The sequence below is a fragment of the Methanolobus sp. ZRKC4 genome (genome assembly GCF_045291305.1).
In the GTDB taxonomy this organism is placed as follows: Archaea; Halobacteriota; Methanosarcinia; order Methanosarcinales; family Methanosarcinaceae; genus Methanolobus.
This window is the reverse complement of the sequence record NZ_CP146983.1, coordinates 372,547-389,307: the sequence shown is the minus strand read 5'-3', so window position 1 is coordinate 389,307 and position 16,761 is coordinate 372,547. Positions and strand designations below refer to the sequence as shown.

The following is a 16,761-nucleotide window of genomic DNA, read 5'->3' as shown; positions in this document are numbered from 1 at the left end:
AGATATAGTTTCTGAAAATTATTTTTATATAATATATAAGAAGTGAATAAAGATGTAAAATTTGAGATTATATTAACACAAAAATAAGAAGTAAAAATAAAAATTTAGATTACTCTGGATTTTACTCCAGAGTAGACTTATATGCTCAATAATTGTCACCGGATGGCAGGGTCAGGAGTATACCGATATTTTCCAGAGCCTGCGAAACCTGTTTGAAAGCACTGAAGAACTCCTTTCCATGATTTTCCAAATCCTGTGCCATCGGTTCGGAAGCAAACCATATTTCCTTTTCAGTTTCTCCACGGCTGAGGGATACACAGGCAAGCATATCACCCTTTGTCAACCTGTAAACTGAATTTACGCCTGTAGGTGTTACCCAGGAAGGATGAATGGTTTTGAGCTCACCTACGAACTTGTCCCAGTTAACCGTTGCAGATGCCTCCAGGTTAAGCTTGAAGATAGCACGGTCACCTGTAACTTCTCTTTCAAGGCTGCCAATCAGTTTCTTGTAATCTGGATCAGACTCGTCAACTACAGTAACCTCTTCCTCAAGCTTCTTTGCTTCGTCGGCAAAGAACGGAGCCAGATTTACAGTACTGGATGGTTTTGTTGCAAGGGATACACCGAAAAAGGCTATTCCGCTGAGCAGCATTCCTACGATGACACCGTGGTTTGAAAGTATAGGGTGAATCATATCAAGATAAGCTGGTGCAAACGGAGCAGTATTTGCAAGGTCAACAACTGTCAGTCCTATCTGTGCTATCGCACCGACTATAAGTCCTGCAAGAGCACCTTCCTTTGTTGCACGCTTCCAGTACAGACCTCCCATAAGAGGGAAGAAATATGATGCGCTTGCAATGAAAGTAGCTATGTGGATAGCCTCGATGATACCCTGAATGTAAAAGGACAGTACAGTTGCAGCAGCGATGATTATCAGTACGCTTATCCTGTTGATAGCCATCATTTCTTTCATGGTTGCATCAGGTTTTATGTACCTCTGGTATATGTCACGGGAAAGACATGAAGCACCGGATGTTGCAAACGTGTCAGCAGAAGACATTGCAGCTGCGGCCAGGCCTACAGCACAGAGACCGATTGCTATTGGCGAAAGGTTACTCACTATGTAGACCAGCAATGCAGGTTCTGCCTCTGCCATTGCACCCATTCCTATATCTGCAAAAGAAGCGGGTATGGAGGGATATATATGGTTTAGACTTATGGCAATTACCGTACATACAACACCAAAGATAAGGAAAATACAGAAAGAACCAAGTATCATACCTGTCCTTGCAGACTTTTCATCTTTTGCTGCCCATACCCTCTGCCACGGGTCCTGCTCCGTAACCCATCCGGGAATTATCGCAATTATGGCTATCATTACAGCAGGAACACCAACTATGAATGGATTCCACCATCCTGGAGAAACATCACCGAAAAGCTCGGATGTACTTATAGCAGGGACATCAGCAGAGCCTGTTGTAGCTGCATTGACAACCACAAGGGCAATTATAAGTGAGAAGGTAGCCAGCAGGATGAATTGCAACATGTCGGTCCATATTACAGCTGAGAATCCTCCAAGAGTCACATACAGGGAAATGGCAATAGCTACTATAGCAGCAGCATAAACCGGATCAAGGCCAAAGAAGATACTAAGCACAAGTGAAAAACCGATTATATCGGCTACCGCAAAAAGAATCATAACAATAGCAATGATAATTGCAACCGGAGCTCGAATAGAACTGCTGTATCTCTGCTCCAGTAATTCCGGCTGAGTGATAGCAGGCAGATGTTTGATTTTACCTACAAGCAGGGCAATGAGCAACAGGGCCAGGACATTCGGAGCAACGAATCCCCAGACAGAACCCATACCAAGCAACATATAAAGACCAATGACAGCAAGAATTCCTCCGGCTGTCATCCATGAAGATGCGGCTGAAAAACCAATGCCTAATGTACCGATCTTGCGGCCTGCAAGCCAGAAATCAGTGACAGATTTCTGACGTTTTGTAAAATACAATCCTATACCTATCAGTCCAAGCACGTAGACTGCCATTAATAACAAGAATATTTGATAACTTTCCATAACTACAACCTCTTAAATAAGTAACAACATGACTTCAGGAGACTAACTGCCGAAGACCTTTATATATGTAATATAGTTCATATTATGGTTACTATTTAAGGGTTTTTAAAAAATTAGCTTTACCTGTAATCAATTTCATTTAAGTTAAGCATGTGAAACACTTTCTTCCAGCACACATTTGTTTTTGGATATGATTTGAAAGGCAAAATCAGATTGATTTTTACAAATGGAAGGGTTCAAAATAAACAGAATCCAATCCAAAATAATATTATCATTCAGATACTATTCTACCCCATGACCCTTGAGCCTATTCACATAAAAGAGATACATGAGATAGTTGACCGCATTGACAACTGTTTCAAAAAAGATGAGAATGAATGTGATGACTCTGAAAATGTAAAAAATATCCTTGAGCGGCTCAGAAAACTTGAATATAACGGAAAGATAGTTCTAAGATCCATAGGACCGGTCAGGCGTGGAAAAGCAAGTATTGAAAGGATGCTACAAGTTGAAGATCCTTACCCAAAAACATACTCGTGTGACAGCGGGAGTACCACTGCAAAAACATTTGATAACGGCCTTTATGTTGATCTTTGCCACTGTGCAATGGCAAGCACCCCTACTGACCTTGACATCCACAGCAAACGAACTATAGTGGCAGCAGCTTACACAGCAAGTAAAAAAATATACCTGAATACCAGCAACGACTGGGAATCATTTGACAATAATATGGGACGGAAAAAGATAATCCGTATTCAACCCGGTTTGCTGAATAAGAAGGTCACGGATATACTGCACGATGTAGCTCTTTATCTTTGTGAATCCGAACATATACTCTGGATGCTTGACAGTATTGAAAATGAGGATTTTTTCATAATGGATGGTCCTATCTATCCAAAAAGAGTCATGTACTGGATGGTTATTGATTCCGGGGATGTGAACATACGCCTCGATGAAAGCAGCACTAAAATAATTCAGAACTACATTGATATCATGGACCATCATATCGGCACACAGAAACCTCTTGTGGGTTTTGTTAAGAACCCCGAGGATATGCAGATAATGCAGATCCTGAAAAAGAAGGAAAGTGACCTTGATCTGCCCTGGATGCTGGATGCCCAGTTCTTCAAGAATGCTCTCTCTCCTGAGAAGGCAGGGATCAAAAGTAAAGATGCTAGAAAGTACATAACGTATACCAACTGGTTTTTGCAGCCAAACCAGTTCTATGAAAAAATGATCAATACCACCTCTCCACTGGTTGCAGAACTGGCCAACGGGATATTTGAGGCGGAAGATTATGCCCTCTGTTTCTTTATGGCATACGTCCCGAAACTGAATACTATTTTCAAGATAGAGTCGCCTTATGGCCTTGTAAAAAACGAAGATATGAGAAAACTGATAACAAGAAAAGTGCTCTATGACATAGCACTCAATGGCATACCGAAAACCCTGTCAAAGGCTGATTCAGTGGCAAAGATACAGTTGTCTGAGCGGCGCCAGATAATTGACAGGTTCAAAAATTCAAGGATCGACACCAATTATAACGACATCAGATGGGGTGAAATGGATGAGAGATGAGGACATACTGGCTTTTGCAAAAGACAGGAACGATGAGGCTGACAAGAATAATGAGGAACTCAAAACTGAGATTTCTGGCAGCGGAGATGGAACAGATGAATTATTTGAGGATTTCGAACCTGAGACAGCAGCCCTCAAAAAAGGACAGAACGGTGTTTCAGATGGAGCCTTTGGTATAATCACAACAGGTATCGACCCACTGGAGATTACAGAATCCGGTGCAAGAATCACCGGATACATTACAACATCAAGTCGTGGGGACATACGCCTGGGAACCTATGTCCTTGTACCCTACGGAGATGAGGACCTTTTTGCCAGGATATGGAAACTGCAATATCTGCAGGAATATGCAGTTGACGATGCTACAGAGATCCACTCACGCAGGATGCTACAGTTCAATCACACGGATGAAGTGGACTACAAATTCCTTGCATACCTGGACCCCATTTGTATACTCTACGAACAAAAGACAGCAAATGGAAGCTTCCTTGCCAGGAGAATGGGAGACAGGATTCCACGTCCTAACACACCAATACTGCCGGTCACTGAGAAGATGAAGATACAGACCGGTCTCAACATACCCAAAGAAGGCATCTTCCTTGGACACTTAAGTGTCGGGGGAGAACTTGTGAAGACACATGCAGTACCCCCTACGGTTCCGTATTACCTTAGAAACGACTACTCCATGGGCGATCCCCTGATTTTCAGGCACATGCTGGTATGTGGAAGTACAGGTACCGGAAAGACTTTCCTTACAAAGAATATCCTCCGCCAGTTCATGAACGAGGAGAACAGGTATAACCTGCGAGGTTCCCCGGAGAAGAAGAATCCCTGCCTTGTGGTGATGGACCCCCAGGATGAATATTCGCAACTGTTCGAGAACAATCCCGAGCTTACGTCTGACGATGATTTCACATTCAGGGCCGAGAAAGTTAACTACGGAGCCTGTAAGAATACAAAAACCTTTGTTGCAAAAATTGACGGGGAAGCCTATAAAGGAAGGTCAAGGGCCGAACAAATCGAGTTTACCATACCCTTTGAGATGGTACGCAACAATTCCTGGCTTATAGCACCCGTGGGCATGACCGAACTGCAGTACGTGGGTGTGGACCTGCTGCTTGATGACTATTTCAAGAGAGGAGGACAGCATACATATAGCGGCTTTATTGACTTCGTGGGTGATGATGCCGCAAGGGATCACTACGTAGAGAGTGGAAAGATACACGAGTCATCCTACGATGGTATCGTACGCAGGGTAAAGAATCGTGCTCTTTCAAGAGTATTTGACCAGCCTGCAAGACCTATCACCGAGATTCTGGGCCAGATATTCAAGCCTGGACAGGTCAGCGTCTTCCCAACCGAGTACATTACCAGTTCCCGAATACGCGACCTGATAACCCTCACTTTGATGAGCATGATTGTGGACAACAAGCTCAACACCTCGGGAGAAACTGCGGTGAAGGAAACACCCATCATCCTGGGTCTTGATGAAGCACACCGCTACCTTGCAAAAGCAGGTGGAGAGCACTCAAGGATGCTCATTTCCAAGTTTGCAGATGCTGCACGCCAAGGCAGAAAAGAAGGTCTTGGACTTTTCCTTATTACCCAGGACCCTCAGGATATCGATGAGACAGTCTTCAAGCAAATCAACACACGCATCATTCTCAACCTCAGCAACGATGCAGCCATAAGTACCATGAAAGTGAAAAAAGAGTTCGAAAAGCGCATTCCATACCTAAAGAAAGGTCAGATGATAATCCAGAGTCCTGATAACAGTGACATGGTGGAGATTGTCGGGCTGTCAAAATGTGTTGTGAAGCATGTTTGAGTTCACCCCTCAAACACCTTTAACCGAAACCTATATATGAAGCAATTACGTATGGGAGTCTCGCTCACTCAGCGCGGGCCGGTAGCTTAGCCAGGAAGAGCGACGGACTCTTAATCCGTAGGCCAGGGGTTCAAATCCCTTCCGGCTCGCATCTTACAATCACTTTTTCTATAAAAGGTTAAATCTCATTAGATTAATCTATCTTTGTTTTTAAAAGGTGAAACCATGCCAAAAGTGAGTGTTGACATTCCACAGGAACTCCTCAATGATCTTAACGAACACGTAGGGGATAACAAGAAATTCGTTACGCAGGCAGATGCTATAAGAACTGCCATCCGCAAAATGCTGGACCAGATGGACAGCATAGACCGCAGGCATGGCAGGCTTGAAGAATAAAACAAAAATACATTTTTTACTTAATCACAGGCTTTTCAAAAACTCAACACACTGCCTACCTTCCTCTAGATCACCCATCTCCGTAACCATGAAGCCTTTGTAGCCTGAAAGACTCTCCATAAGTTTTTTCCAGTTGATATTGCCCTGTCCAAGGGGAAGATGCTCGTCATGTGCACCATAGTTGTCGTGGATATGCATGTGTGAGAGCTTGCTTTTGCACTTTTCCACAAATTCATTCACCAGGCCCATTGTGTTTGCATGTCCTACATCCAGGGTCATGCCTACGTTATCCCTGTCCACCTGTTTTAGTATGTCCAGCATCTCACCTGGATAGCGACCAAATATTTTAGGGAAATTTGGCATATTCTCAACAGCTATTGTAATGCCCATATCAGCTGAGTGGTCACACAATATCTGAATGGACTCTATACACGTGTCCCATGCCTTCTCAGGAAGCTTTGCACCGTATGGAGAAAGATAACCCGGATGCAGTACCGCAACCTCTACAAGACCCGAAGCCATCTGGAGGTAATGCTCCATTTGCCGCAGGACCTCGTTGTGTATTCCCGGATTGAGGCTTGCAAGGTTCATATCAGAGAACGGCAGGTGCATACTCAGTTTAAGATTTGTTGTCTCCTTGATCTCCCTGACCTGTGGGAGATTCTCATCTGTCAGGCATTGGGAACCTTCCTGTACGATCTCCCATCCCTTGTATCCAATATCCTCAAGTTCGTACGCCCACAAAAACGGGTCATCTAAAACTGCGCGTGATGAAAAACTCAGGTTCCTGATCCTCATAAACAAAGCTCCTTAAACGCTATCAATGTTGATTTCAAAGTCTGGAATTCCGTTTTCTGTGGGAGGGGTCAGCCAGTCGAAGAATCTTTCCATCTCTTTTTCGGAATCTGCGACTACCTCTATATTTATAGAACCAAGAGGCTCTTCCTTTGCAGGGTAGTTCAGGCGACCGACAGTTGCTACCTGCTTGCTGATGATAAATGAAGTGGACAGACCATCCTCCGACAAACCTACATTTAACCGGGTGCGGGATGTATCGATGATCTCCTCTTCCCTGATTAGATAGTGGAGATGTTCGAGAGTATAAACGTCACCTTCAGCTGAGAATTTCCCACTATGCTCCGGCAGTTCTTCATATTCGAAATCTGTGTCAGGAAATATCTGTATCAGTGCAGAGTGTACTTTGTCCTTGCTCTCCGTGGGGTTCACATTCGCAGAAACTGTAACCTTTATCATTGCATCTATTCCAGAAGTGCTGTTATCTTTTCCGTAAACTCTTCAAGGGTTGAATTATTGGTGATAACGATATCCGCCACTTTCATAGCTTCACCCATCCCCCAGCCAAGCTCCCTCTCATCCCTGACCTTAAGGGCATCGATGTCCTGCATATCGTCGCTTCTTCCACGGGCCATCACTCTTGCAAAGCGGACCTCAAGGGGAGAATCAATGGATACGAGGGTGAAGTCATCTCCAAATGCCTCTTTAAAGAGCTCGACCTCAGGAACGCTACGCACACCATCGATACCGATGAAGTCTTCGTTTGCTTCCCTGATCTTAGGGATACATCTCTTTGCAACGGCATCCCTGCCTTCCTTTTCACGAAGATCTGTACCGACGCCGCCGGTATTGGCATCAGTGGGCTCCAGTCCCCTGCGGACAACTTCTTCCCTGATGACATCACCCATGTTTATAACTGCAATCCCCTTGCGGTGCAGGACCGCAGAAGCCTCTGATTTACCCGAGGCCGGCATACCTACAAAAGCTAGTATTCTGGTCATTGATTAACCTGTCGAAATTTGTAAAAGAACACTGTTATTATAGCTCTTTTTCCATACATTCTACTTATATATTAGTATCCCCTTCGATAGAATACTTCAAATCACACTTTCATATTTATAAGATTACAAAAATCAGGTGGCATTGAACTTTCAATACCACCAATAAAACGATTAACATGAAGATTGCAGATCTTAAGATTCCGGGAAACATTCTTCTGGCTCCAATGTCCAATGTCACAAACCTGCCTTTTCGCCTGATGTGCAGGAAATACGGAGCTTCCATGACCTATTCAGAGATGATAAGCTCTGATGCCGTCATCTATGAAAATGCTAAGACTTTCAATCGTGGCAAAAGTTCCAGAGACGAGAGACCCTTTGGGATACAGGTATTCGGCAATTCGCCTGAAACAATGATAAAAGCGGCTCTTAGAATTGAAGAGATATACAAGCCTGAAATCATTGACATTAATTTTGGATGCCCTGCAAAAACCCTGACAAAGGATGGCTGTGGATCCGCCCTTCTCAGCTCACCTGAGCTTATTCATGATATCGTAAAAGAACTATCAGAAAATCTGTCCACTCCTGTTACTGCCAAAATACGAATTTTGCAGGATATGGAAAATACTCTGGAAATAGCCCATCTGATAGAAAGTGCCGGAGCCTCTGCGATAACGGTGCATGGCAGGACAAGGCAACAACAGTATTCAGGAAAAGCCAATCATGACTATGTGCGGAAAATAAACAGGAACTTTCCATTCCTGTCATTGCTAACGGGGATGTCGTTGATGAGTCCTCCGCAGAGCGTATCCTGGAATATACCGGCTGTGACGGGATAATGATAGGAAGAGCTGCAATGGGGAATCCATTTCTTTTTAAACGGATATCGCACTATCTTGAAACAGGAGAACTGCTTGAGTACAAGCAGTGCAGCCAGAGAGTTGCCGATATTCGGGAGTATTTTAGTCTTCTTGAGGAACATGAACTGATGCATACGGTTCACGTAAAGGCGCAAGCACAATGGTTCACCCGCGGGATGAAGAATGGCAGGCATGTAAGAAAGAATATTGATGTGGCAAAGAACATTGATGAGATACTTCTAAGTTTGGACAGAATGTGCAAGGATGCCAATTGACATTGTTTTTATAATTCTTTTTCTTTTTTAATTTTATAATATTTTATAAAAATTCAGCAAATTAACGGCGTAAATCACCGAAAGACTAAATACTAATTAACCGATTCTACACAATTAAACATTGCATTTTACGACAGATGACGAAATCCTGATACTTTTTAAGTATCATTGTTCGACACTAGACATGTGCAATGTTACCCAACTAAAAACGTTTGGTCGAATATCTGAATAAATTGTTATATCTATTGTTATCTCACATGGTTTATGGAGAATTTTAGATGAAAGAAATAAGAATACACGGCAGAGGCGGTCAGGGTTCGGTAACTGCTGCCGAACTCTTGGCTGTTGCTGCTTTTGCTGACAGCAAGTTCAGCCAGGCTTTCCCCGCTTTTGGAGTGGAAAGAAGGGGGGCACCAGTCCAGGCTTTCACCAGAATAAGCGACGCTCCGATAAGACTTAGAAGCCAGATCTACAAACCGGACTATGTAATAGTCCAGGATCCTACATTACTTGAGGTTGTTGATGTTGCCAGCGGCCTGCAGGATGATGGAATCCTTATTGTGAATAGTGATTTCGATCCTGAAAAATTCAACCTCGATACAAAGGCCAGGATCATGACTGTCAATGCTACTAAGATTGCACTCGACATCATCGGAAGGCCAATCGTAAACACCGTACTGCTCGGTGCTTTCGCAGGAGCCACAGGTGAGATCAGACCTGAGTCCATCATGGAAGCAGTCAAGGAAAGATTCCCGGGCAAGGTTGGAGAAAGGAATGCAGAAGCTATCATGGAAGCATACAAGATGATGGAGGCTAACAAATGAAGATCCTACCGGGAGGCGTCTGTGAGGGAGGTACCACCAGGGTCAACAAGACCGGCGGATGGAGAACCTTCAAGCCTGTTTACGATTACGACAAATGCATCAAATGCAAGTTATGCGAACTCCTGTGTCCGGACATGTCCGTACTCCCAAGAGAAGACGGATTCTTTGAGTTCGATTACGATTTCTGCAAAGGATGCGGAATCTGTGCAAATGAATGTCCGAAGGACGCAATTACCATGGTGCTGGAGGAGAAATAAATGGCACATGAAATGCAAATAGACAAGAGTAAGATGGTCGTTGTTGAGGGTTCATATGCAGTTGCACATTCTGTAAAGGTGTCCAGGCCAAATGTTATATCTGCTTACCCTATCACACCCCAGACACATATTGTCGAGGACCTCTCACAATTCATGGCAGACGGTGAGATACCAAACTGTGAATACATCAACGTAGAATCTGAGTTTTCAGCACTTTCAGCACTGGTCGGATCATCTGCTGCCGGAGCAAGGTGCTACTCAGCCACAACCTCACAGGGTCTTGAACTCATGCACGAGGTACTGTTCAACATCTCAGGTATGAGACTGCCTGTTGTGATGACAATCGCAAACAGGGCTGTCAGTGCACCTATCAGCATATGGAACGATCAGCAGGATGCAATCTCCCAGAGAGATACCGGCTGGATACAGCTCTACGCCGAGAACATACAGGAAGTCTCGGACATGACAGCACAGGCCTACAAGATTTCCGAGGACAAGGACATACTTATGCCTTCAATGACATGTATGGACGGTTTTATCCTCTCACACGTTTACGAACCTGTCGTACTGCTTGAGCAGGACCTGACGGATGATTTCCTGCCAACCTATGAACCCGAGCATGTGCTTGATCCAAAGCACCCATTGACCTTCGGTGCATTTGCAGATCCTAACTATTACACAGAGTTCAGGTATATCCAGGAGCAGTCAATGCAAAAAGCTCTTAAGAAAATAGAGGATGTTGCAGATGAGTTCTACGATGTATACGGAAGACACTTTGGAGGACTTATCGATGAGTACCAGACAGATGATGCAGAAATCATCATCATGGCAATGGGATCCATTGTTGGAACCATTAAGGACGTCATTGATAAACTCAGGGACAGGAATGTGAAGGTAGGACTTTTGAAGGTCAGGGCATTCAGACCATTCCCTGCAGAAGCTATCAAGAACGTTGTAAAGGATGCAAAGGTCGTTGTTGTCCTCGACAAGAACATCTCACTGGGACTTAACGAAGGAGCTCTCTTTACCGAAACCAAATCCGCACTCTACAACACCGATATCCGCGTACCTACAGTCGGTTACATGATCGGCCACGGTGGACGTGACATTAAGGTGGACACGATCGAGAAGATAATCGATGAGGCAAAGGAAGTCATGAAGACAGGTATCAAGATCGAAAGCCAGTTTACCGATGTGAAGGAGGAACTATTATGAAAACATTGTTTGCCTCGGGACACAGAGGTTGTGCAGGTTGCTGTGATGCAATGGCTGCAAAGTTCACACTTATGGGCGCCGGAGAGGACTGTATAGTTGTCAATCCTACCGGATGTCTTGAAGTTATGACAACTCCGTTCCCTGAGACTGCATGGAATGTACCATGGATTCACTCACTTTTCGAGAATGCCGCTGCTGTAGGATCAGGTATTGAGGCAGCCCTTAAGGCCCTTGGAAAGAAGGGAGATACAAAGGTCATTGTTATGGGAGGAGACGGTGCAACTCTTGATATAGGCATGCGTTCTGTTTCAGGTGTCTTTGAGAGAGGCCATGACATCACTTACGTCTGTATTGACAATGAGGCTTACATGAACACCGGTGTGCAGAGAAGTGGTGCAACACCATTCTATGCATCAACCACTACAAGTCCTGCAGGTAAGGAGTCTTTCGGAAACCCAAGACCAAAGAAGAACATGCCTGCGATTATGATTGCACACGGTTCACCATACGTTGCTACAACATCCCTTGCATACCCAAGAGACATGATCAACAAGGTGAAAAAGGCAACGGAAATTGAAGGTCCGACTTATGTCCACTGCCACGCACCATGTACTACAGGATGGGGATTCGATACATCCAAGACTGTGGAGGTAGCAAGGCTGGCTGTACAGACCGGTCTCTGGCCACTTTATGAGGTAGAGAACGGCGAAGTCACCAAGGTCAGGAAGATCGGCAAGAACAAGAAGCCTGTTGAAGAATATCTCAAGATGCAGCGCCGTTTCAAGCACCTTTTCACTAAGGAAGGCGGCGATGAAGAGATCGTAAAGATCCAGGCACTTGCAAATAAGAACATTGAAGAATTCGGGCTCTAAAACCCGTAACTTTTATTCTTTTCTTTTTAGTAGTTACATTTGCCTATATTTTTTATATTAATAGTTATTATTTTTAGTTCGAGTCGAAATGATGGGGTATTGAATAAACATAAGAAGTAACAAATACCTATCTATCCTCATGACCACGCAATCTCGATCACCTGATAACAGTAAAAATTTTAACCAGATTTTCAAACTACTGCAGAATGAGTATCCCAATGCTGCTCCTATGCTTCATTTCAGTAATCCCCTGGAGCTGATGGTGGCCACGATTCTCTCGGCCCAGTGCACGGACAGGCAGGTCAATCTGGTTACAAAAGTGCTGTTCAAGAAATACCGCAGTGTGGAGGATTACGCCAGTGCTGACCTTGAAGAGCTCGGAAAAGACATTTACACAACAGGCTTTTACCACCAGAAGGCAAAGCATATCATCCGCAGCGCCCGGATCATTCTGGAAGATTATGATGGAAAAGTCCCCAACACTATGGAAGACCTGCTGAAACTCCCGGGTGTGGGCAGGAAGACAGCCAACATAGTTCTTGCAAGAGGTTTTGGCATCATCGAGGGTATTGCAGTTGACACGCATGTAACCCGCCTCTCACAAAGGCTTGGATTCACCCAGCACCATGACCCTGTAAAGATCGAAAAAGACCTCATGGCAATTGCAAAAAAACAGGAACTTGAAAACCTTTCTATGACATTGATACTGCACGGACGCAATGTCTGCATTGCACGAAAACCCAAATGCGGGATATGTGTAGTTAATGAGTTGTGTCCTTCCAGTGAAGTCTGATATTAAGCTAGCAATTATCATATTAATAATAGGAAGAGAGAAACGGGAATTGTAAGATAATTGCCAGGCTCAAAGTTATTTTTGGAAAGCATTATACCCTTTGAAAATGAGGATAAGGCTTTATAATCACTTTTTTGAAGTTTATTTTGATATTTTAATTCAACAGACAATAATTCATTGTCTTTTGACTTTAATACATAATCAACTTCTTTTCCACCTTTGCCTCTCCAGTAGAAAAGATGTTCTTCGGGAGAAAAAATATCACTTGGAAATGTATTGTACATGAACCTTACAAAATGGCTTTGGACAACAGATTCAACTAGTTTGCTTTTATTTTCCGGACTAGAGAGATATTCAAGACTGGATTCAAAGTAATTCACTGAAGCAGAAGTCCATGATCTTAGAGAATGAAAAATAAACGGATCTTGCGGATATATCTTTTTTTCTTTTCTAAAACTTGGAACCTTCTTGTTAAGGTCAAGAGCATATAATATATTTAATACGAATGAACTTTCAAGACTTTGCACATATTTTGATATCGTATTATGCGAGGAAATATCAGTCTCATTAACTAAGCTCTGCCAGCTAACATTTGTAGTGAGCTTTTTAAATAAAGAACTTAGAATTTGCTTCACAGCAATTTCCGGAATTTGCCATCTTGCAAGATCACCCATAAGAGAGCGCACATATAATTCATAGGTACTATTGTTGATAGTTCCATTAGAAAAAAACTCATTTACCGGTCTTGGAATACCTCCGGTCATGAGATACTGATCAAATAGAGTGTTTATATCATCCTGATAAAGTTGCAAAATATTGAGAATAGGATCGATCTCTCCCTCAAATAATCCATGAATTATTTCCTGCCTTTTAGAATTATGGAAAAGACCATGTTCTTCAAATAGAGCCTTTATTTCAGGGCTTACACTTTCAGCAAATTCGGCAAATTTCATTGGTAAAAGAATTTTGTCAATGGTCTCATTAGCTTCACCTCTTCTTCCTGGAAGCCTTTCAATGCTCTTTTTTATGTCTATGGAGTGAGAGCCTGTTAGCATAATAGAAGTATTTTTTAAAACAGCTGTATCTATCAGGTGTTTCAAACCTTTTTCCCAGTTTTTCACAGAGGAAATTTCATCAAGGAAGAGATATTTCCGATCAAGGTCAAAAGCTGATGACCAGTCCATATATTGATGAATTACATCAAATAATTCTTTTTCATTGGATACCAGATCACAACTGTAATAAAAAATACTTTTTGGATCATTCTCTGTCAGTAAATCCTGTATCAATGTCTTGCATAATGTTGTTTTGCCTACCTGTCTTGGACCACGGAGAGTATAGACTTTATCACGGTCAAATTTAAGATAATATTTCAGGCGTGGTTTCCACTGGATATCAGATGCATCTAATTGCTTTATTTTTTCATCATTAAATATTTCAGACGCATTTTTCCACCAGGGATTCTGCCGGGATACCTCCAAAAAGTCCATATATATAAATATATGTTTTTACTATATAAGCATACTTAATTACATATAAATAACTGGTCAAACGTTTGACTAGCTATTTATATACACATGGTCACGAGCTTGACTAGCACTTTATATCCAAACAAGTAAAGTTAAAATTTATGATGGGAATTTTACGATAAATATAAATCAATTTGTATCCATACCATCGATGAAAGTATCAACAAAATCCTTTATTCTTGTCAATATTCTAGCACCTATCTTTTTGCGCTTCAGAACAGATGGTTGTGCACCTTCTATTAATTCCAATATCTCATCTAATATTGGTTCTTGTTCAGCGTAGAGGTAGTTTTCTATGAGTTTTTGGGTTCGCTCTTCTGATAGAACTTCATCTTTTACCAGTTGCTCAAAAGCTTTTTCCTGTTCATTATTCCAGAATTGCTCAAATTCCTCTGAAACACTATCACTAGTGTGGATATCAGGGAGATTTTCTTGTATGAATTTCTCTATCAATTCTTTTTTGCTTCTAAGAGTTGATTTAGAATTTAGTACTCTGGATATTTCCTTTTAAAATATTTGCAACTATAGATCTGAAGCTGTGAGTTTCTGGAGCTAATTAGATATCCTCTTGAAATAAGCACCAACAATCGATAATATTTATATCCTACTCTCCCATAGACTACAATGTCATTTTTTTAGGAGTGAATATTAGGGGGTATTAGCATGGATGAAACTTTGATCAAGGATATAACAGCAAACCCAGCTCCATTGGGATTGATGGGTTTTGGGATGACTACGGTACTGCTTAATTTACATAATGCAGGATTTTTTGGACTGGGATCAATGATCTTAGCTATGGGTTTGTTTTATGGAGGTTTTGCTCAAATTATAGCAGGGATTATGGAATGGAAAAAAGGCAATACCTTCGGGACAACAGCGTTCACTTCATACGGTGTATTCTGGCTCACTTTGGTCTTCATACTGATCGCACCAGAATTTGGCTTGGGAGACGCTCCAAGTGCAATCGAAATGTCAGCATATCTGTTTATGTGGGGACTGTTCACCTTTGGAATGTTCATAGGAACTTTCAAAGCTAACCGGGCATTGCAAATCGTTTTCGGAACATTAGCATTGTTATTCGTGTTGCTGGCAATATCCGATTTTACAGGAAGTGAAATGTTAAAGCAGCTCGCTGGCTATGAAGGAATCCTTTGTGGTCTTAGTGCAATCTATTTGGCTCTGGCTGAAGTATTAAATGAAAAATATGGTAAAACAATTTTGCCACTAGGTGCATGAGAAGTTGTTTGCATCTACTTTATTTAAAAGTAGTTTCTGTAATTGAATAGCTGGTATTACCACGAATATTCTGATTATTGATCAGAATAATAATGCCAGCCAAAGTTTTTGTACCCTTCTACTGAGTTCCTGAAATATGGATGGATAAGAAGGGTGGATGAATGTGCAAGAATATAATAGCATTCTGCCCGGTAACAACCGGCTCAACAATCAGTGAAGGATTAGAATAATTAGAAACAGAGTCACTGGAAGAAACACGCATAGCAACTTCACTAAACAGCTCAGAAATCATTTTTCCATAGCTTTAGTCCTCAAATCCTTCGGCATTTTCTCGATAGCATACCTCAGTGCAGTACAGGGCATTACCTTCTTATTTTGCATGACGTAGTCGAAAATCTCCTGCTGATGTTCCCTGCTTGCTTCCTTGAGCATCCAGCCGTACCCTTTCCTGACAAGATCATCTTCGTCCGTCAGCAGGAGGTCGGCGATCTCCAGTACATCATCCAGATAATCTCCCCGTCGGGCGGGCAATATCAGTGTAACGGCAGCAGCCCGCCTGTACCAGCGGTTATCAGAAGCCGTCCAGGTTTTGAGTGATTCGATATACTCGGGATACATGTCGATAAAAGTCCCCACTGCATGATTACAAAGGGTGTCACATTTTGCCCAATTGTTTATGTACTCCCCGATCCATCTCTCAAAAACTGCAAAATCCTTGGGCTCGTAGTGAGGATTAAGATAGTCAGCCCATTTGAGCGCAATGAAGGCTTCCTCGTTGTAATCTGAACTCAAGAGTTCCTCACAAAGCGCAAAAATGTCTTCCTTACTTTCGGAGGATATGCTTTTGAAGTACTGTTTTGACATTTTCGTAACTATGGCTGTTTTCACGCCGTAAGATTTCGTTTCCTCTTTGAAAAAACGGGCGGAACTGATCTTTGTTTTTTCATCGGCGTTTTGTTCCAGGTCTTTTCTAATTTGGGAGATGATGGGGTTCATATGATTTTATTGGGAGGATTGAGAGATAATTATGATGGATGAAAGATTCCGGAACATAGTCATCCTTAGGCCTCTTAAAGAACACAAACTTCCCAAAAAAGTCCTTCTTGACCTTTATTTCTTTAATTTCATGTTCGAAAAATGAATAAAATGAGCTTTCTCATAACTTCTCATAACATTTATAACTTTTTTTCATTATCAATTTGTTTTATATATCTAAGCACTG

At 42.3% G+C, this 16,761-nt stretch carries 17 protein-coding genes, 1 tRNA gene and 1 pseudogene; 11 read left to right on the top strand and 8 right to left on the bottom strand.

The features are described 5' to 3' along the window. Nucleotides 1-145: 145 nt before the first annotated feature. Nucleotides 146-2,083, bottom strand: coding sequence for a sodium:solute symporter (locus tag V7O67_RS01965; RefSeq protein ID WP_406670677.1), 1,938 nt, complete (start codon nucleotides 2,081-2,083; stop codon nucleotides 146-148). A gap of 294 nt (nucleotides 2,084-2,377) precedes the next feature. Here V7O67_RS01965 and V7O67_RS01960 point away from each other — a divergent pair, with 294 nt between their 5' ends. The 4 genes from V7O67_RS01960 (at nucleotide 2,378) to V7O67_RS01945 (ending at nucleotide 5,885) form a co-directional block, all read left to right on the top strand. Next, nucleotides 2,378-3,661: a DNA double-strand break repair nuclease NurA gene (locus tag V7O67_RS01960; RefSeq protein ID WP_406670676.1), complete on the top strand. Its 1,284-nt coding sequence runs from the start codon at nucleotides 2,378-2,380 to the stop codon at nucleotides 3,659-3,661. Continuing rightward, nucleotides 3,651-5,489, top strand: a complete 1,839-nt coding sequence (locus V7O67_RS01955; protein WP_406670675.1) for an ATP-binding protein — start codon at nucleotides 3,651-3,653, stop codon at nucleotides 5,487-5,489. Before V7O67_RS01960 ends, V7O67_RS01955 begins: the two co-directional genes overlap by 11 nt. Before the next feature lie 75 nt (nucleotides 5,490-5,564). Then, nucleotides 5,565-5,638 (top strand) — tRNA-Lys (locus V7O67_RS01950). A gap of 76 nt (nucleotides 5,639-5,714) precedes the next feature. Next, nucleotides 5,715-5,885 (top strand): ribbon-helix-helix domain-containing protein, encoded by a 171-nt coding sequence (locus V7O67_RS01945; RefSeq protein WP_406656033.1) that lies wholly within the window; start codon nucleotides 5,715-5,717, stop codon nucleotides 5,883-5,885. A 24-nt stretch (nucleotides 5,886-5,909) separates the two neighbouring features. Here V7O67_RS01945 and V7O67_RS01940 read toward each other — a convergent pair whose 3' ends face one another. Genes V7O67_RS01940 through V7O67_RS01930 form a run of 3 tightly spaced genes read right to left on the bottom strand, consistent with a single transcriptional unit; the run spans nucleotide 5,910 to nucleotide 7,681 of the window. After that, complete coding sequence (locus V7O67_RS01940) at nucleotides 5,910-6,683, bottom strand: sugar phosphate isomerase/epimerase family protein (protein WP_406670674.1); 774 nt, start codon at nucleotides 6,681-6,683, stop codon at nucleotides 5,910-5,912. A 12-nt stretch (nucleotides 6,684-6,695) separates the two neighbouring features. Beyond that, entirely contained in the window at nucleotides 6,696-7,139 is a 444-nt protein-coding gene (locus V7O67_RS01935; protein ID WP_406670673.1) for an RNA-binding domain-containing protein, read from the bottom strand. A 5-nt stretch (nucleotides 7,140-7,144) separates the two neighbouring features. Further along, nucleotides 7,145-7,681 carry an AAA family ATPase gene (locus V7O67_RS01930; protein ID WP_406670672.1) on the bottom strand — a complete coding sequence of 179 codons (537 nt, stop codon included), beginning with the start codon at nucleotides 7,679-7,681 and terminating at the stop codon, nucleotides 7,145-7,147. A 176-nt stretch (nucleotides 7,682-7,857) separates the two neighbouring features. Here V7O67_RS01930 and dusB point away from each other — a divergent pair. The 6 genes and pseudogenes from dusB (at nucleotide 7,858) to nth (ending at nucleotide 12,774) form a co-directional block, all read left to right on the top strand. Next, nucleotides 7,858-8,813: pseudogene (gene dusB, locus V7O67_RS01925) on the top strand (tRNA dihydrouridine synthase DusB). 278 nt (nucleotides 8,814-9,091) lie between these two features. Next, nucleotides 9,092-9,637: a pyruvate ferredoxin oxidoreductase subunit gamma gene (locus V7O67_RS01920; protein ID WP_406656027.1), complete on the top strand. Its 546-nt coding sequence runs from the start codon at nucleotides 9,092-9,094 to the stop codon at nucleotides 9,635-9,637. Beyond that, nucleotides 9,634-9,894 (top strand): pyruvate synthase subunit PorD, encoded by a 261-nt coding sequence (gene porD, locus V7O67_RS01915; RefSeq protein WP_406656026.1) that lies wholly within the window; start codon nucleotides 9,634-9,636, stop codon nucleotides 9,892-9,894. Before V7O67_RS01920 ends, porD begins: the two co-directional genes overlap by 4 nt. Continuing rightward, nucleotides 9,895-11,109: a pyruvate synthase subunit PorA gene (porA, locus tag V7O67_RS01910; RefSeq protein ID WP_406656025.1), complete on the top strand. Its 1,215-nt coding sequence runs from the start codon at nucleotides 9,895-9,897 to the stop codon at nucleotides 11,107-11,109. It begins immediately after the preceding gene. Next, nucleotides 11,106-11,981, top strand: coding sequence for a pyruvate synthase subunit PorB (gene porB, locus V7O67_RS01905; protein ID WP_406656023.1), 876 nt, complete (start codon nucleotides 11,106-11,108; stop codon nucleotides 11,979-11,981). The genes porA and porB overlap by 4 nt, the downstream gene beginning before the upstream one ends. A 139-nt stretch (nucleotides 11,982-12,120) precedes the next feature. After that, nucleotides 12,121-12,774 (top strand): endonuclease III, encoded by a 654-nt coding sequence (gene nth / locus V7O67_RS01900; RefSeq protein WP_406670671.1) that lies wholly within the window; start codon nucleotides 12,121-12,123, stop codon nucleotides 12,772-12,774. 17 nt (nucleotides 12,775-12,791) lie between these two features. Here the strand turns inward: nth and V7O67_RS01895 are convergent, their stop codons facing one another. Further along, a complete protein-coding gene (locus V7O67_RS01895) occupies nucleotides 12,792-14,264 on the bottom strand; it encodes an ATP-binding protein (RefSeq protein WP_342303723.1) in 1,473 nt (490 codons plus the stop codon). Between the two features lie 168 nt (nucleotides 14,265-14,432). Continuing rightward, nucleotides 14,433-14,804: a type I restriction endonuclease subunit R, EcoR124 family gene (locus V7O67_RS01890; protein ID WP_342306437.1), complete on the bottom strand. Its 372-nt coding sequence runs from the start codon at nucleotides 14,802-14,804 to the stop codon at nucleotides 14,433-14,435. Nucleotides 14,805-14,966: 162 nt separating this feature from the next. Between V7O67_RS01890 and V7O67_RS01885 the strand changes: the two genes are divergently transcribed. Continuing rightward, nucleotides 14,967-15,539, top strand: coding sequence for an acetate uptake transporter (locus V7O67_RS01885; RefSeq protein WP_406670670.1), 573 nt, complete (start codon nucleotides 14,967-14,969; stop codon nucleotides 15,537-15,539). Between the two features lie 118 nt (nucleotides 15,540-15,657). On the opposite strand, the gene V7O67_RS01880 is transcribed toward V7O67_RS01885, so the two are convergent. Continuing rightward, on the bottom strand, nucleotides 15,658-15,831 hold the full coding sequence (locus V7O67_RS01880) for a hypothetical protein (protein ID WP_406670669.1): 174 nt from the start codon (nucleotides 15,829-15,831) through the stop codon (nucleotides 15,658-15,660). Further along, on the bottom strand, nucleotides 15,828-16,535 hold the full coding sequence (locus V7O67_RS01875; RefSeq protein WP_406670668.1) for a DNA alkylation repair protein: 708 nt from the start codon (nucleotides 16,533-16,535) through the stop codon (nucleotides 15,828-15,830). The genes V7O67_RS01880 and V7O67_RS01875 overlap by 4 nt, the downstream gene beginning before the upstream one ends. Nucleotides 16,536-16,761 lie beyond the last annotated feature (226 nt).

Excerpts from the sequence above, each read along its gene's own strand:
- V7O67_RS01955 (WP_406670675.1), top strand. The coding sequence starts at position 3,651 with ATGAGAGATGAGGACATACTGGCTTTTGCAAAAGACAGGAACGATGAG.
- V7O67_RS01885 (WP_406670670.1), top strand. The coding sequence starts at position 14,967 with ATGGATGAAACTTTGATCAAGGATATAACAGCAAACCCAGCTCCATTG.
- V7O67_RS01875 (WP_406670668.1), bottom strand. The coding sequence starts at position 16,535 with ATGAACCCCATCATCTCCCAAATTAGAAAAGACCTGGAACAAAACGCC.
- porD (WP_406656026.1), top strand. The coding sequence starts at position 9,634 with ATGAAGATCCTACCGGGAGGCGTCTGTGAGGGAGGTACCACCAGGGTC.
- V7O67_RS01960 (WP_406670676.1), top strand. The coding sequence starts at position 2,378 with ATGACCCTTGAGCCTATTCACATAAAAGAGATACATGAGATAGTTGAC.
- V7O67_RS01930 (WP_406670672.1), bottom strand. The coding sequence starts at position 7,681 with ATGACCAGAATACTAGCTTTTGTAGGTATGCCGGCCTCGGGTAAATCA.
- V7O67_RS01935 (WP_406670673.1), bottom strand. The coding sequence starts at position 7,139 with ATGATAAAGGTTACAGTTTCTGCGAATGTGAACCCCACGGAGAGCAAG.
- V7O67_RS01940 (WP_406670674.1), bottom strand. The coding sequence starts at position 6,683 with ATGAGGATCAGGAACCTGAGTTTTTCATCACGCGCAGTTTTAGATGAC.
- V7O67_RS01895 (WP_342303723.1), bottom strand. The coding sequence starts at position 14,264 with ATGGACTTTTTGGAGGTATCCCGGCAGAATCCCTGGTGGAAAAATGCG.
- nth (WP_406670671.1), top strand. The coding sequence starts at position 12,121 with ATGACCACGCAATCTCGATCACCTGATAACAGTAAAAATTTTAACCAG.
- porB (WP_406656023.1), top strand. The coding sequence starts at position 11,106 with ATGAAAACATTGTTTGCCTCGGGACACAGAGGTTGTGCAGGTTGCTGT.
- V7O67_RS01880 (WP_406670669.1), bottom strand. The coding sequence starts at position 15,831 with ATGATTTCTGAGCTGTTTAGTGAAGTTGCTATGCGTGTTTCTTCCAGT.
- V7O67_RS01920 (WP_406656027.1), top strand. The coding sequence starts at position 9,092 with ATGAAAGAAATAAGAATACACGGCAGAGGCGGTCAGGGTTCGGTAACT.
- V7O67_RS01945 (WP_406656033.1), top strand. The coding sequence starts at position 5,715 with ATGCCAAAAGTGAGTGTTGACATTCCACAGGAACTCCTCAATGATCTT.
- porA (WP_406656025.1), top strand. The coding sequence starts at position 9,895 with ATGGCACATGAAATGCAAATAGACAAGAGTAAGATGGTCGTTGTTGAG.
- V7O67_RS01965 (WP_406670677.1), bottom strand. The coding sequence starts at position 2,083 with ATGGAAAGTTATCAAATATTCTTGTTATTAATGGCAGTCTACGTGCTT.